Origin of the sequence: Bradyrhizobium sp. 76, from assembly GCF_023073025.1 — a bacterium.
Lineage (GTDB): Bacteria > Pseudomonadota > Alphaproteobacteria > Rhizobiales > Xanthobacteraceae > Bradyrhizobium.
In genome coordinates, this window is record NZ_JADPIS010000149.1 from 307,586 (window position 1) to 321,695 (window position 14,110).

Below are 14,110 nucleotides of genomic sequence, written 5' to 3' on the forward strand. Positions count from 1 at the left end.
AAAACTCATGAGAAAAGTCGCTATCTATGCCGCCCTGGTCGCCTCGCTGGCAGGCGTCGCCGGCTTCAGCACGCCCTCGCGGGCAGAGACCGGTCAGGTGGCCGTTGTCTTCACCAAGGGCGGTTTCATCGTTGGTGTCGGTGGCGGCGAGGGCGTTCTGCTGCTCCGGGGCCACAAATATCCCTTCACCGTCTCGGGCATGAGCGTCGGCTTCACGATCGGGGCGTCGACCACCAAGTTTGTCGGCCGCGCCCTGAATCTGAGGGGGCCGCAATCCATTGAAGGTTCTTACGCTGCGGGCGGAGCAGGCGGCGCTGTTGCCGCGGGGGCAGGCGCCGTTCAGCTACAGAACGGCAATGGTGTGATCCTGCAACTCAGCGGTCCCAAGATTGGCGCTGAGGTGTCGGCTGCCGTCGGCGGGGTCACTATACGGTTGAAGTGAAGGTGAAACGATCAGGCCGCGCTCCAGTGCGGCCTGATTTTCCTCAATATCGTTCCTCGACGAATTTCATCCCGCGCAGGCTCGTCTGATCGTTGTAGCGCCCCTTGTGGGAGCGCTTCGGCAGCTTGACCTTCGCCCGGGCGACCTTCTTGTAAGGGATCGTCCGCAGGATGTGCGAGATGACGTTGAGCCGTGCACGCCGCTTGTCGTCGGAGCGGATCAGCCGCCATGGCGCATGTTTCGTGTCGGTCGCCTCGAGCATCATGTCCCGCGCCCGCGAGTAATCGTACCAGCGCCCGAAAGATTCGGTGTCCATCGGGCTCAGCTTCCACTGCCGCAGCGGATCCTCGATCCGGGCCTTGAAGCGGAGTTCCTGCTCCTCCATCCCGACCTCCAGCCAAAGCTTGATCAGGATGATGCCGGCATCAACGGCGAATTTCTCGACCAAAGGACACAGCTCCAGGAAGCGCTTGTGCTCGGTCGGCGAGCAGAAGCCCATGACATATTCGACGCCGGCGCGGTTGTACCAGCTGCGGTCGAAGATCACGATTTCGCCGCCGGCGGGGAATTGCTCGATATAGCGCTGCAGGAACAGCTGGGATTTTTGCCGATCGGAGGGGGCGGGCAGGGCGCAGACCCGGAACACGCGCGGGCTGACTTTTTCAGTCAGCGCCTTGATGGTGCCGCCCTTGCCGGCGGCGTCGCGGCCCTCGAAGATGACGATCACCTTCAGCTTCTCGGCTCTCACCCAGTCCTGGAGATGGCAAAGCTCGACCTGGAGTTTTTCGAGCTCCTTCTCGTAATCCTTGCGCTTCATCCGTTCTGCAGTCTCGGCTTTTGCCATGCTTCGCGTTCCATTGGTTCGATTTTGGCCGAAACGCGATCAATCGCCCCAGGAAATGATGACGCCGATGTCGCCGGGCACGCCGCCAGGAAAGTCGATGATCTGATAGCCGATGCGATAGCCGCGGGGCTTGAGGTATTCGGTCCAGAGTTCAAATATTTCCTTGGGGATTCCCGTCAGCGTTTTCTCCCAGCCCGCCTCCATCTGGTTGATGGCGCGGCCCTTGTCGGTGCACAGCGTATTCGGGAAGCGATAGACCTGCACTTCGGTCAGGCCGTTGCGAACCGCGCGCTGGATGATGGTGGAGGCGAGCTTGATTTTCTCCTCCTCGGATTTGCCGGACGGTTTGCTCAGCCGTTCGATCAAAGCGCGTTTCTCGGCTTCGGCCGCGGCGGCGAGGCGAACATATTGCTCGGCCTTCTCGGCTTCCTTGAGGGCCGCTTCCTTGCGGATTTGCGTCGCGTCGGGGATCAGGTGATCGAGGCCGGCCATGACTGAGGGCTCCTGGCTTGCTGTTGGGGCGGAGTCAGGGCTAGGCTATGTTTCGCGCTGTCCGGACCTTTGATTCATATCAAGCAATTTTCTCTCTTGCGCCGCCACGATAGCTAAGCGGCGCGCAAGCTGCCCTGATCCCTTCTGTGGAGGCGACCATTGAGCGAGCAACTTCATCCGATGGCCCCGCATCATCTGCCGTTCTATCTCGCGCCGGGAAGCGGGACGGACGTGTTGATGGTGGTGATGGGAATCTTCCTGGTCGGAACCGTGCTTTGGGTCGGTACGCTCTATTGGAAGCTGCACAGCCTCCCCGAAAGGATGGCGCACAAGTCGCAGAAGCTGCAATTCGAGATCGTGGCGGTGCTGGGTATCATCTCGCTGTTCACGCACATGCACATTTTCTGGGTGGCCGGCCTCCTGCTCGCGATGATCGACCTGCCGGATTTTGGCACGCCGTTGCGGAGTATCGCGGGCTCGGTTGAGAGGATCGCCGACGCTGCGCCAGGTGAGGGTCGGGAGCCCGAACTCCCCAGCTTGCCGCCGGTTGAGAAGCCGACCGTCAAGGGGAAGGAGCACAGCCATGTTTGAGCTCATGTTCTGCTCCCTCCTGACCATCCTGCCGGACTACCTCTACCGCCGTTATGCCCAGGGCAAACGGTTCGGCAAGGAAATCACCTTCTTTTCCATCTGGTACGAGTTGCGATGGGGCATCACCGGCTGCTTGATGCTCACGGTGTCGCTGATCACCATGATCTTCTACTTTCATCCGTCCACCACTTCGGCGACGCTCTATTTTCGGACGGTCCCGATCCTGCCAGAAGGCTCCGGCCGCGTCGCGGAAGTCAATGTCGGCTACAGCGAGGCAGTGAAGAAGGGTGACGTACTTTTCAGGCTCGACGGTGCGAAGCAGAAGGCAGCTTTGGAGACGGCCACGCGCAAGATCGCCGAGGTCGATGCCGCGATGACAAGCGCCGAAAACGATGTAGTCAAGGCCGAGGCGCAGATCCAGGAAGCCAAGGCCAGCCTTCAGCAGGCCAAGGACGAGCTGGACGTCAAGACGGAGTTGCAGCGCCGCAACCCCGGTATCGTCCCGCAGCGCGATATCGAGAAACTACAGGTCGTGGTCAATCAGCGACAGGCCGGTGTGGACGCGGCCACCGCGTCCAAGACGTCAGCGACGTTGCGGCTTTCAACGTTGTTGCCCGCTGAAAAGGCGAGCAGCCAGGCGGCCTTGGCGGAAGCCCAGGTCGACCTGGACAAGACCTTTGTTCGCGCCGGTGTTGACGGGCGCGTGGAGCAATTCCTGGTCCGCACCGGTGATGTCGTCAATCAGCTGATGCGGCCGGCCGGCGTGCTGGTTCCGGACGGCGCCGGCCGGCGCGCCTTGCAGGCCGGCTTTGGCCAGATCGAAGCTCAGGTCTTGCAAGTCGGCATGGTCGCGGAGGCGACCTGCATCTCGAAGCCGTGGGTCATCATTCCAATGGTGATCACCAGCGTGCAGGATTACATCGCAGCCGGACAGTTCCGAAGCGGAGAGCAATTGATCGAGGCACAGAATGTCGGGCGTCCGGGCACGATCCTGGCTTATGTCGAGCCGCTTTACAAAGGCGGCCTCGAAGGTGTCACGCCGGGCAGCAGCTGCATCGTCAACGCCTACACCAGCAACCACGAGGAGATCTCCGCGAAGGAGACCAGCACCGCCCGGGCGATCGGGCTGCACGTCATCGACGGCGTCGGATTGGTGCATGCGATGCTGCTTCGCATCCAGGCGCTGCTGCTGCCGATCAAGACGCTGGTGCTGAGCGGGCACTGAGCGGGACTCGCCGCGCTGCTGATCGAGCAGCGAAGTTGCTTCGGGCGGAGCGAGATAGGCTCGCCTGGTCTGCGAACGTCATCTGCTCTGCGAGAGCCGCATGGTCTCAGTGAAAATGCCGATCTGGCTTCGTTCCCTCATTGTCACCAGCGCCGTCGTGCTGGTTTTTGGGGCCGGCCTGGTCGGATACCGCTGGTATTCCAGCCCCACGACATTGACCATCGCGGTCGGGTCCTTGGACGGGGAGGCCACACGGCTGGTGTCGGCGTTGGCAAGCCGGCTTGCCGCCGTGAACGCCCCAGTCCGTCTCAAGCTGGTGGAAACGACCAACGCGGTTGATGCTGCCGAGCAGTTTGCGGCGGAAAAGGTCGAGCTCGCTGTCGTCCGCGGTGACGTCGGCGACCTTGCGCAGGCGCAGGCCATCGTGGTCCTCGCTCATGCCGTCGTGTTCTTGGTTGCGCCGCCGGGCTCCGCAATTACCGACATCGCCGGGTTGAAACGCGCCAGCGTCGGCGTGATCGGTGGGGAGATAAATCGCAACATCGTCAAAGTGCTGAACGACGAATATGGCCTGGAGCGTGCCAACGTGACCTTCCGCAATCTCCAACCGGCAGACGCGCGGCGGGCCCTCGACGCCAAGGAGGTGCGCGCGATTCTGATCGTCGTTCCTCTTGCCGAGAAATATCTGGCCCTGTTGCGCGGCCTCTTTCTGCAGACGCCGAAGACCGCGCCGGTCCTCCTGCCCATCGAGGCGGCCGGTGCCATTGCGGAAAAGCAGCGCGCCTACGAAAGTTTTGACGTCCCAAAGGGGACGTTGCGTGGCTCGCCTCCCGTCCCGAGCGACGATCTGACCACATTGCGGGTGTCCTTTTATGTGGTCGCGCGAAAGCAGCTCAGCGCTGAGGTGGCCGGCAGCCTGGCGGACGCACTGATGAAGGCACGCAGGGACCTGCTCGGCGAATTGCCGATCCTCTCTCAAATGACCGCGCCGAGCACGGATACGGACGCGTTTCTCCCGGTTCATCCCGGCGCTGCGGCGTTCTACAACGGCACGCAGCAGAGTTTCCTGGACGAATGGGGGAACATCATCTTCCTCGCTCCCATGATCTTCGGCGGCCTCATCTCCGTATTGGCAGCGGCCTGGAAATTCCTTCAGGTGCGTGATCCCTCTAAAGACGAACGAGGCCTGGACTCGCTGTATGCGCTGGGCGCGCGGATACGCAGGACCGATGCGGAGGCCGAACTGTCCGATATCGAGGTCGAGATCGACCGGGTGCTCCACGCTCAGCGCGCCAAAGCTGCGGCAGGGGACGAGAATGCGCTCGATGTCACGACCCTGAATGTCGCTGCGCATCGCCTTCAGAGCCTGATTCATGATCGCCGGGTTTTGCTGTCCGCGCTCCCGGGCTCCAGCGCCTGAGCGGCGCCATCGGATCTCGACCGGATCGAACGTCCGGCCGGCCGTAGAATGAATAGCGCGGACTTCGAGAGAGGTCCATGTTCCTTGATCTTGATCAATAAAGGTCACTGATCGTCCAAGATGCTTGGCCAAACGAGGGTTCAAGGGAGGACGCGATGCTTCGTTGCGGTAGGACTCTGATCGCGATGGCGCTGCTCTTGGCGATGCCCGTGGCCGCGGCAGCCCAAACCGCGGACACTTCGGCGGCCTCGGGTAGCCAAGCCCAAACGGCGAGCCAGCCGCCAGCGGTTGCCGAATTGCTCAAACCCGAGCAGCTCGAAGCTCTGGTCGCGCCGATCGCGCTCTATCCCGACGAACTGCTCGCCAATGTGCTGGCGGCATCTACCTATCCTCTGGAGGTCGTTCAGGCCGATCGGTGGCTGAAAGAACGCAAGACTCTGAAGGGTGATGCCCTGAAGACAGAAGTCGAGAAGCAGCCGTGGGATGACAGCATCAAGGCGCTGGCCTCGACCGCCGAGGTCTTGACCATGATGAGCGACAAGCTCGACTGGACCAAGGCGCTGGGCGACGCCGTGCTGGCGCAACAGCCTGACGTGATGGATGCGGTCCAGCGGCTGCGGACCAAGGCCTTCGACAACAAGAAATTGGTGACCACCAAGCAGCAGAAGGTGAGCGTCAAGACCGAGGAAAGCAGGCAGGTGATCGTGATCGAGCCGGCGGCGCCGGATACGATGTACGTTCCGTATTACGAGCCCGCGACGGTTTACGGCGCGTGGCCTTACACCGAATATCCGCCGTATTACTTTGGCTATCCCTCCTATATCGGCGCGGGTATGGTCGCAGCTGGTCTTGCATTCGGCACCGCCTGGGCCATTGGGCGCTGGGGCAATTATTGGGGCGGCGGCTGTAACTGGGGCAACCGCAACGTCTATATCAATCACCGGACCACCAACGTCGGAAATGGCTGGCAACACAATCCGTCGCATCGCCAGGGCGTTCGCTACAACAATTCAAATGTTCAGCAGCGCTTCGGCAACAGCAACCTCAAGGCCGGCGCGGCGGATCGGATGGATTTCCGCGGTCGTGACGGACAGCAGGTCTTGAAGTCGGGTCAGGATCGGCCAGCTGCTGGAGATCGCGCAGGAGATCGCGCCGGCGACCGTGCCGGCGACCGGGCAGGCGATCGAGGTGGTGACCGACAAGGCGCAGGGGATCGTGCCAAGGCGGGAGGCGATCGCGCCAAAGCTGGCGATGGCGCGGCCAAGGGTAGTGGTGCCAAGAAGGCCGGCGCAAAGAATGCGGGCCCTAAAGCGGGCGGTGCCAAGGGCGGGAGCCCCAAGGCCGCGAACCGCGGCGGTGGCGGCTCACGCGGCGGCGGCGCGCTGAACGTGTCGTCGGGCCGCTCGGCGGCGGCAGCATCGGCGTTCCGATATCGCGCTGAAGCACGACGTCGTTCTGCTCGGCCATCTCGCAAGCGGGCTTGGTTACTACCGCTTCAGCTATATCGGCAGCGACAAGGCCTATGTCGGCGTCATTGCGCAGGAAGTCGAGGACGTGAAGCCGAAAGCCGTCACCCGCGGAGCCGACGGCTATCTCCGGGTCTATTACGAAAAGCTCGGCCTGAAATTCCGGACCTATCGCGATTGGCTCGAGAGCGGCGGTCGGATTCCTGCTGAGGTGATGCCATGATGGGTTTGAAGTTTCGTCGTGCGGTCTTGCCGGCCATCCTGGCACTGGCGTTCCTGAGTTCGCCATCGCTTGCGCAGCAGTCCTATCCGACACCGGAGGATGCGGCAGCGGCGCTCGCTGCCGCCGTCAAAAGCGGGCCGGACCGGGCCATCCTGAAGGTGCTCGGCAACGCCGCCGAGGACATTGTCTCGTCCGGTGACGAGGTCGCAGATGTCGACATTCGGAAACGCTTCACCTCCATGTATGATGCCAAGCACTCGATCAAGGCGGAGGGTAACAGGAAGGCGATGCTGATGTTGGGGCCGGACGACTTCCCGTTCCCGATCCCGCTCGTCAACACGAAGACCGGCTGGGAATTCGATACCGCCGAAGGCCGCATCGAAGTGCTCTATCGGCGTATCGGCCGCAATGAGCTCGACGCCATCCAGACCAGCCTCGCCTTTGTCGATGCCGAGAACGAATACGCCGACAAGGATCGCGGCGAGGGAGCCGGTGTGTACGCACAGCGCATCGTCAGCAGCGCCGGCAAGAAGGACGGGTTGTTCTGGCGCGATGACAGTGATCCGAGTCCGCTCGGCGAACTGGCAGCGCAGGCTTCAGCCGAGGGCTACAAGGCCGAGGAGGGCGCAGCGCCCTATCATGGCTACTATTTCCGCATCCTGAAGGGGCAGGGATCGAACGCGCCAGGCGGCGCGCTCAACTATGTGGTTAAGGGGAAGATGATCGGAGGTTTTGCGCTGGTCGCCTGGCCTGCCGAGTACGGCAATTCCGGCGTCATGACCTTCCTGGTCAACCATGCGGGCATTGTCTACCAGAAGGATCTCGGGCCTCGGACCGAGGTTCTCGTTCCCCGCATGACTGCATTCGATCCGGACCAGACCTGGAAGAAGGTCGATGGTGCAAAACCCTGAGCGACGCACGCAGATAGTGCGTCTGGCACCCTCGTATCGGTCGCCAACCTCAGCACGATCATGATCTCTACGAAGTGAGCGAAAGGCGGAACGATGTGACGGTTTCGTAGTGTCATTGCGACGAAGTGGGAGCGGAGATTGGCATCTCCAACTCGAAAACGGAGCCCCTGACGTCCGATTTGACCAGCCTCAACCTTCCTCCGCACCTTGCGACCAAGTTGGAGGAGATGGCCAGTCCCAACCCCATACCGCCTTGCTTCGTCGTGAAGAAAGGGTCGAAGATGCGCTCTTGATGACGCGGTGTGATGCCGGTGCCGGAGTCCTCGACGGACAAATGGACCGTTGCGCCACCATCGAGGGCGGTTTTCAGACGGAGCTCTCGTTGGTCGGCGGGGACAGAGCTCATTGCGTCAATCGCGTTTTTGCAGAGGTTCAGGACAATCTGCTGAAGCTCAGTGCCGTCCAGTGCGACTGGAGGTATGTTGCCCTGAAGCTCCGTCGTCACTGATACGCCGTTGGCCAGGAGATCGTGCTTCAACAGTCTCAGCGTAAGCTCCGCGATGTCCTCGACGTTTGCCGAAGCGCCGCCGCGCGCCGTTTTGATTGTCATCTCGCGAATGCTCGATATGATGTCAGCGGCCCGACCGCCGTCGGCTTCGATGTCACAGAGGATGTTCTCGAGTTCGTCGAGTTCAGGGGAGGCAGCTCGCAAGTGACTCAACCCTGTCGCAGCATTGAGCGAGATGGCCCCCAATGGCGATCTCAGCTCATGGGCGATCGCGCCAGTGACCGCGTCGATGCTGAGAAGCCGGTTCGCTCGTTCGCGTCGCTGCAGGGCAATGACGCTGGCAAGGCGCGAATAGATAAACATCGTTTCGATGAGCAATACGGTCAGCAACATGCAACTGCCGACCAGAACGAAACCGCGTGCTGCGTACCAACCGATGGTGAACCGAACCGAGCTGCCGATGATCGCCACCAGAAAGTTCGGCAAGTAGGCGAGCAAAGTCACCATCAGCCAAAGGTCAAGAATGGTGCGCATGCGCGCAAACAAAACAGTGAGAGCAGTCAGATTCCATAACAAAAGTATCAGGTTGACCTGATTGCCGAGAGGGGTCTGATGCCTGACGTCGTTCACGTAGAAGCTAGGGAGAAATTCGGCTTTCGCGGTCACCATCCACGTCAGTGCTGCCACGGTGGCAGCGATGCAGCCGAAAGCTAGTGCGATCGCGGCTATTGCAGGTCTGCCTGGTCGGCCGGCGGCGGAGTGATCCTTTGTGAATCCGTACACCAGGATAGCCGCGGGAAAAGCCGTGTGCCAAAGCACGTAAAGCCAAGCGGGGCTATCCAGTCCATTTCCAATGACACCTGCGGTAGCGTATCCGTTCGGAAAGGCGAGCGTTTGCAGGAATGCGAACGATCCGCTGAAAACGTATCCGCTCGCGAGTGCGAGAAGTGCCCGCTGAGGCTGGATGGAAAATTGAGCAAACAGCAGGGCTGCCGTGATGAATTCGGCCAGGGCCAACGCGGTCTGCAATACTGGAACGAAACCATTGATCTGGCCCAATTGGATCCGGGCGAACGGCGCGATGGCCGCTGCAAGGACGATGAGCAAGACGGCGATACCCACCGCCCAGGCCTTTTGGCGAGGGGTTGCGGGCATGTTCGCGATGATCAATGGGAATTCTTGCTCATCATCGTAGGGGGGCTCGGCGGCTGCATTGGCCGATCGCTGGCTCGCTCGCGCAATGCCCGGCCCTGATGCTGTCGCACCGCCGCCAAGTCCCATGAACTTGCGCTGGCTCATTCCGCCTCCGGCACCACGAGACAGCATCTTACTCGTCCCCGCGCCCGTTGAAAGCCCATAAGGGGGATCGGCGTGTTCGGAAGAGACATCTGACGGCCGGACTTATGTTCGCAACATCGCCTCGATCTCTTGCGCTGCTTCAAGCAGCGTGCGGTCTTGTCCGCGCGCGGCGATGACCTGAAGGCCGAATGGAAGTCCGGACCGGTCCGTTCCGCACGGTATCGAGATCGCAGGCAGCCGGGCATGATTGACGAAGGGCGTTAACGCCGCATGCGCGCGCGGGCTCGCCGCGCGGCCACCGATCCTGTCGGGTCCGGACTGGGTGAATGGCCACGCGACACAGGGGACGGTGGGCGCCAGCAGCAGATCGACCTCGGCGAAGAACGCCGCGAAAGCATTGGCGATCCCGGCACTTGCCAGCAACGCACCGGCAACGTCGGCGCCCGACCACGACATCCCTCGCTCGATCTGCCTGGCGATGTCAGGATCGAAGACGGTCGGATCCTCGCGGAAGGCGTCACGATAGAGTGCGGCAAGGCCGGCGTGCTGAAGCGGCATGATGGCTTCTTCCGTCGCGCCCGGCGGCCAGACGGGATCGCGCTGCGCGATGCCGAGGCCCGCGGCGGAGAGACGCGCGATGGCGAAAGCGAGCCCTTCAGCGACAACGTCATCGACGGCGACGTCGAGCCCAAGGCGTGGCGAGAACGCGATGCGCAGGCCAGCGATGTTTTTGGCCTCTTGAGCGATGGGGGCTGAATCCGGGTCGCGTGGATCGACGCCGACCATGGCCTCGAACGCCAGCGCGATATCGGCAATGTCAGCGGCGATCGGTGCGATGACGGAGAGGCCGAAAAACGGTTCGGTGAAGCCGGGCCCATAGGGGATCGCGCCATAAGACGGCTTGAACCCGGCGACGCCGACGTGGGCCGGCGGCCTGCGGCTCGAGCCGCCCGCATCGGTGCCGATCGCTAGCGGCACGAGGCCGGCCGCAACCGCGGCGGCAGGGCCGCCCGACGAGCCACCGGGCGTCAACGTGGGATCGAGCGGATGCCGCGTTGGCCCATACAGCGGCGAGGTGGTCACGCCCTTGCACGCGAATTCCGACGTTGCGCCGATGCCGACGACGACGGCGCCGGCCTTGCGCAGCCGCTCGATCGCAAGCGCATCCTGCGGCGCGACGAATTCAGCGAACAGGCGCGAGCCCTGTGTCACGCGCCAGCCGCCGACCCAGATGTTGTCTTTGACGATGACGGGGACACCGGCGAGCGGCATCGCCTCGCCGGCACGCAAGCGATCATCGACCGCTGTGGCGTCGGCAAGCGTACGCGCGGGAGCGGTCGTCACCACCGCGTTCAGCGCCTTGGCGGCCTCGATGCGCGTAAGCGCGGCCTTGGCGGTCTCGACCGCACTCGTTCGTCCGGCGGAGACGTCGGCCGCAATCTCGCACGCGCTACTTTTTCGGGTTGTCATGGCCTCCCCAGATCAGTGCCAATGTGCCGCAGAGGGCGAGGGACGCCAAGGCGAAGAAGGCGGCACCGAGACTGGCTGCGCCGTCCAGGAGCGACACCAGTGCCGGTGCTGCCAAGAGGCCGGCGTAGGATGCTGTCAGCACCGCGCCGGTGGTTTCGCCGATCCTGTCCTGCGGCGCGAGGCGGGCGATCTCGGCCACGAAGACACCGTTCCAGCCCGAGGCCGTCAGGCCGAACAGAGTTGCAATCGCAAACTGGCCCGTCCGTCCGAGCGATGCGCCATCGAGACCCAGCAGCGCGGCGCAGAAAGTCATGCCGAGGCCGATGACGACGAGAACTCCGCGTGAGGCGTTGAGGCGCATTGCGACGAGGCCCCAGCCGAGCCGGCCGACCAGCCCGCCGGCCTGGGCGCAGGCGAGCGCCATACCGGCCTCAACATGGCTGAGGCCGAGTTCGCGGGTGCCGAGCGTGACGAAGACCGTATTGAGGGACACCTGCATTGCGCTGAACGGCATCGAGGCCAGCGCCAGCATTCCGATGCGTCGATCCGCGGTCACCAATGCCAGCCGCATGCGAAGGCTAAGCTGTGGCTGTGGAATGACCTTGGCGGCGTAAGCCGGCCGCAAGCGCTCGAACCACGCTATCGCCAGCAGCGCACAGGCGCCCACGGCGGCATAGCACCAGGCGGGCCCGAGCGAGATTGCGATCGCGGGCAGAACCAGCGAGCCGCAGACGGCGCCGATCTGGTTTCCGGTCTGGCGAACCGAGAACACGAACGCGCGCCGCTCGGTCGTCACGAGCCGCGCCAGCAGCGCCGCGCTTGCGGGCGTCTCCGGTCCGAAGGCGAGGCCAAGACAGAGGCCGGCTGCGAGCAGGGCCGCCGTCGAGCCGAGCGAAGCCAGCGCCATGCTGGCGATGATCGCCGCCGCGCAGAGGCTCGCGATCCGCAGCGAGCCCAAGCGGGCGATGAACCCGCCGCCCCAGAACGAGGCGGGAATGCCGACCGCGAACACGGCGCAGGAGAACATCGAGAGCTGCCAGACTTCGATCTGGGCGCGCGGTGCCACCACGCCCGGCGCGAACAGAGCCAGCGCCACCAGCGCCTGCAGTGAGGTCATGGCGCCAAGCGCCGGCAGCAATGCCGGCGCTGGTCGAACGGCCGTGTTTGCGTCTACCATGGTGCTGCGCTCACGGGAGGAACATTGTGGCAGGCGGTATTTCCATTCACGCGGTCGATGTGGCGAGCGGACGTCCGGCGCAGGGTCTGCGTGTCGAGATCTGGCGGATCGATCCGGACTCGTTGCGCGTCGCCGACGGTCGGCTTGGTGCCAACGGCGTGCTCGATCATCCCGTTGCGCAGGGCGCGGGCGTGACGGCAGGCGAGTACGAGGTCCTGTTTCATCTCGGCGAGTTCTTTGGCGAGCGCGAGGAGTTCCTTACGGTGACGCCGTTCCGCTTTCGCATCAAGGATGTCGACGAGCATTTTCATCTACCGCTGAAATTCACGCGCTGGGGCTATTCGCTGTTCCGCGGCGCTTGATCAGTTGGTTAGCCGCCGCGACAGTCCCGTGACACGCTCCATGATCGCGACCAGCGCTACGGTTGCGATGATCAGCACGCCCGACAGCGCGGCGATGGTGACGTCGAGCTTGCCCTCGAGGTCCTGCCACATCCGGATCGGCAGCATGTCAGTGGCGGCATCGCGCAGGAACAGCGACACCGGCACGTTGTCGAACGACGACATGAAAGCGATGAAGGCCCCCGCGATGATGCCCGGCCGGATCAGCGGCAGCACGATGCGCCGGAACGTGTAGATGCGGCTAGCGCCCAGCACGGCCGAGCTCTCCAGCAGGGTCGGCTCCAGCTGGGCAAGCGCCGCAATCGTGTTGCGCACCACATAGGGGACGCAGACGACGGTGTGGCCAATCACCAATGTCAGCGGCGACACTGGCAATCCGACCAGCGAGAACAGCATCAACGCGGCAAGGCCGAAGGCCAGCGCCGGCAGCACCAGCGGCGACATGAAGAGGGAATCGAGCAGCCGGGCCGACAGCGTCGGCGAGCGCGAAATCGCGAGCGCGGCGGCGACGCCGAGCACCACGGACAGGCCGGTTGCCCACAGCGCCACGATGAAGCTGTTCTTGGCTGCGAAGTGCAGCTGCCAGGCGTTCCACAATTCGGCGTACCAGCGCAGCGAATAGCCCGGCGGCGGAAAACGCAGCGAGAAGCCGCTGGTAAAGGAGACGATCAACACCACCAGCGACGGCGCGATGATGATGATCAGCGCGATCACGGCGATCAGGCTCATGACCAGCTCGAAACTGAACGCCTCCAGAGTACGCTTGCGCCCGCTCATCACGCACCTCCATAGCCGCGCGACAGGCGGCCGAGTGTGGTGAAGACGGAAACGACCGCGAGCACGGCCAGCAAAAAGATGATCGAGATTGCGGAGGCAAACGGCCAGTTCTGCAGCGTCGAGGCCTGCTGATAGAGATACATCGGCATGAACAGCATCTGGCCGCCGCCGATCAGCGACTGGGTTATAAAGGCCGTGATTGCCGCGGCGTAGGTCAGTGTGCAACCAGCGATCACGCCGGGCAGCGACAGCGGCAGCACGATCTTGAAGAAGGTGCGCCAGCTTCCGGCGCCGAGCGAGCAGGAGGCATCGTCGAGATTGGAATCGATCCGGCCGAGCGCGGTGATCAGCGGCAACGTCATCAGCGGCATCTGCACTTGCGCCAGCGCGATCACCACGCCGAACTGGGTGTAGAGCAGCTTCAAGGGCGAATTGATGATGCCAAGCGATTGCAGCGTCGCGTTGATAATGCCTTGGCGGCCCAGAATGACGATCCAGGCGAAGGTGCGCACCACGACGCTGGTCAGGAGCGGTAGTAGCACGATCAGGATAATGATGGTCTGAAGCCGCGGCCCGACCCGCTGGTAGAGCCAGGCGATGGGAAAGCCGAGCACGAGGCAGACGGCTGTCACCTCCGCCCCGAGCAGCAGCGTCGAGCCGAGCACGCTGAGGCTGAAGGGGTCGGTGAGGAAGTGCAAATATTGGCCGAGCCCCCAATGGAGCGCGGCCGCGTCGTTGTGGAGCGAGAGCCAAAGCAGTTGCAGCAGCGGCGCCACGAAGAAGACCAGGAAGAACAGCGCCAGCGGCACTGCCAATCCCATCCCGTGGGAGGTCACGTCCCGTGGTGCCGGTGCTGCGCCCATC

At 63.2% G+C, this 14,110-nt stretch carries 13 protein-coding genes and 1 pseudogene; 7 read left to right on the forward strand and 7 right to left on the reverse strand.

Annotation, left to right across the window (positions count from 1 at the left end):
* The first annotated feature begins 7 nt into the window (after positions 1–7).
* On the forward strand, positions 8–442 hold the full coding sequence (locus IVB48_RS36910) for a hypothetical protein (protein ID WP_247407990.1): 435 nt from the start codon (positions 8–10) through the stop codon (positions 440–442).
* Positions 443–485: 43 nt separating this feature from the next.
* Here IVB48_RS36910 and ppk2 read toward each other — a convergent pair whose 3' ends face one another.
* Both ppk2 and IVB48_RS36920 read right to left on the reverse strand, forming a co-directional pair.
* Positions 486–1,286 carry a polyphosphate kinase 2 gene (gene ppk2, locus IVB48_RS36915; protein WP_247407991.1) on the reverse strand — a complete coding sequence of 267 codons (801 nt, stop codon included), beginning with the start codon at positions 1,284–1,286 and terminating at the stop codon, positions 486–488.
* A 39-nt stretch (positions 1,287–1,325) separates the two neighbouring features.
* Positions 1,326–1,778, reverse strand: a complete 453-nt coding sequence (locus IVB48_RS36920; protein ID WP_247407992.1) for a hypothetical protein — start codon at positions 1,776–1,778, stop codon at positions 1,326–1,328.
* Between the two features lie 180 nt (positions 1,779–1,958).
* Between IVB48_RS36920 and IVB48_RS36925 the strand changes: the two genes are divergently transcribed.
* The 5 genes and pseudogenes from IVB48_RS36925 to IVB48_RS36945 all read left to right on the forward strand — a co-directional run bounded on the left by IVB48_RS36925 (position 1,959) and on the right by IVB48_RS36945 (position 7,614).
* Positions 1,959–2,369, forward strand: coding sequence for a hypothetical protein (locus tag IVB48_RS36925; RefSeq protein WP_247408806.1), 411 nt, complete (start codon positions 1,959–1,961; stop codon positions 2,367–2,369).
* Positions 2,362–3,594 carry a biotin/lipoyl-binding protein gene (locus IVB48_RS36930; RefSeq protein WP_247407993.1) on the forward strand — a complete coding sequence of 411 codons (1,233 nt, stop codon included), beginning with the start codon at positions 2,362–2,364 and terminating at the stop codon, positions 3,592–3,594. The genes IVB48_RS36925 and IVB48_RS36930 overlap by 8 nt, the downstream gene beginning before the upstream one ends.
* A 100-nt stretch (positions 3,595–3,694) precedes the next feature.
* Positions 3,695–5,014, forward strand: a complete 1,320-nt coding sequence (locus IVB48_RS36935; RefSeq protein WP_247407994.1) for a TAXI family TRAP transporter solute-binding subunit — start codon at positions 3,695–3,697, stop codon at positions 5,012–5,014.
* Positions 5,015–5,169: 155 nt separating this feature from the next.
* Positions 5,170–6,703: pseudogene (locus IVB48_RS36940) on the forward strand (DUF3300 domain-containing protein).
* Complete coding sequence (locus IVB48_RS36945; RefSeq protein WP_247407995.1) at positions 6,700–7,614, forward strand: DUF2950 domain-containing protein; 915 nt, start codon at positions 6,700–6,702, stop codon at positions 7,612–7,614. Before IVB48_RS36940 ends, IVB48_RS36945 begins: the two are co-directional and overlap by 4 nt.
* A gap of 112 nt (positions 7,615–7,726) precedes the next feature.
* Here the strand turns inward: IVB48_RS36945 and IVB48_RS36950 are convergent, their stop codons facing one another.
* From IVB48_RS36950 to IVB48_RS36960, 3 genes are all read right to left on the reverse strand, one after another.
* A complete protein-coding gene (locus IVB48_RS36950; RefSeq protein WP_247407996.1) occupies positions 7,727–9,421 on the reverse strand; it encodes an MASE4 domain-containing protein in 1,695 nt (564 codons plus the stop codon).
* A gap of 102 nt (positions 9,422–9,523) precedes the next feature.
* Positions 9,524–10,891, reverse strand: coding sequence for an amidase (locus IVB48_RS36955; RefSeq protein WP_247407998.1), 1,368 nt, complete (start codon positions 10,889–10,891; stop codon positions 9,524–9,526).
* Positions 10,872–12,068 (reverse strand): MFS transporter, encoded by a 1,197-nt coding sequence (locus tag IVB48_RS36960; protein WP_247408000.1) that lies wholly within the window; start codon positions 12,066–12,068, stop codon positions 10,872–10,874. The genes IVB48_RS36955 and IVB48_RS36960 overlap by 20 nt, the downstream gene beginning before the upstream one ends.
* Positions 12,069–12,094: 26 nt before the next feature.
* Here IVB48_RS36960 and IVB48_RS36965 point away from each other — a divergent pair, with 26 nt between their 5' ends.
* The gene (locus IVB48_RS36965; RefSeq protein WP_027569358.1) at positions 12,095–12,430 is read left to right on the forward strand and encodes a hydroxyisourate hydrolase; all 336 of its coding nucleotides are present in this window, start codon (positions 12,095–12,097) and stop codon (positions 12,428–12,430) included.
* Here the strand turns inward: IVB48_RS36965 and IVB48_RS36970 are convergent, their stop codons facing one another.
* Together IVB48_RS36970 and IVB48_RS36975 are read right to left on the reverse strand one after the other, a co-directional pair.
* Entirely contained in the window at positions 12,431–13,246 is an 816-nt protein-coding gene (locus IVB48_RS36970; protein ID WP_247408002.1) for an ABC transporter permease, read from the reverse strand.
* A complete protein-coding gene (locus IVB48_RS36975) occupies positions 13,246–14,109 on the reverse strand; it encodes an ABC transporter permease (protein WP_247408004.1) in 864 nt (287 codons plus the stop codon). Before IVB48_RS36975 ends, IVB48_RS36970 begins: the two co-directional genes overlap by 1 nt.
* Position 14,110: the final 1 nt, after the last annotated feature.

Excerpts from the sequence above, each read along its gene's own strand:
- IVB48_RS36925 (WP_247408806.1), top strand. The coding sequence starts at position 1,959 with ATGGCCCCGCATCATCTGCCGTTCTATCTCGCGCCGGGAAGCGGGACG.
- IVB48_RS36975 (WP_247408004.1), bottom strand. The coding sequence starts at position 14,109 with ATGGGCGCAGCACCGGCACCACGGGACGTGACCTCCCACGGGATGGGA.
- IVB48_RS36920 (WP_247407992.1), bottom strand. The coding sequence starts at position 1,778 with ATGGCCGGCCTCGATCACCTGATCCCCGACGCGACGCAAATCCGCAAG.
- ppk2 (WP_247407991.1), bottom strand. The coding sequence starts at position 1,286 with ATGGCAAAAGCCGAGACTGCAGAACGGATGAAGCGCAAGGATTACGAG.
- IVB48_RS36955 (WP_247407998.1), bottom strand. The coding sequence starts at position 10,891 with ATGACAACCCGAAAAAGTAGCGCGTGCGAGATTGCGGCCGACGTCTCC.
- IVB48_RS36930 (WP_247407993.1), top strand. The coding sequence starts at position 2,362 with ATGTTTGAGCTCATGTTCTGCTCCCTCCTGACCATCCTGCCGGACTAC.
- IVB48_RS36945 (WP_247407995.1), top strand. The coding sequence starts at position 6,700 with ATGATGGGTTTGAAGTTTCGTCGTGCGGTCTTGCCGGCCATCCTGGCA.
- IVB48_RS36970 (WP_247408002.1), bottom strand. The coding sequence starts at position 13,246 with ATGAGCGGGCGCAAGCGTACTCTGGAGGCGTTCAGTTTCGAGCTGGTC.
- IVB48_RS36960 (WP_247408000.1), bottom strand. The coding sequence starts at position 12,068 with ATGGTAGACGCAAACACGGCCGTTCGACCAGCGCCGGCATTGCTGCCG.
- IVB48_RS36935 (WP_247407994.1), top strand. The coding sequence starts at position 3,695 with ATGGTCTCAGTGAAAATGCCGATCTGGCTTCGTTCCCTCATTGTCACC.
- IVB48_RS36950 (WP_247407996.1), bottom strand. The coding sequence starts at position 9,421 with ATGAGCCAGCGCAAGTTCATGGGACTTGGCGGCGGTGCGACAGCATCA.
- IVB48_RS36910 (WP_247407990.1), top strand. The coding sequence starts at position 8 with ATGAGAAAAGTCGCTATCTATGCCGCCCTGGTCGCCTCGCTGGCAGGC.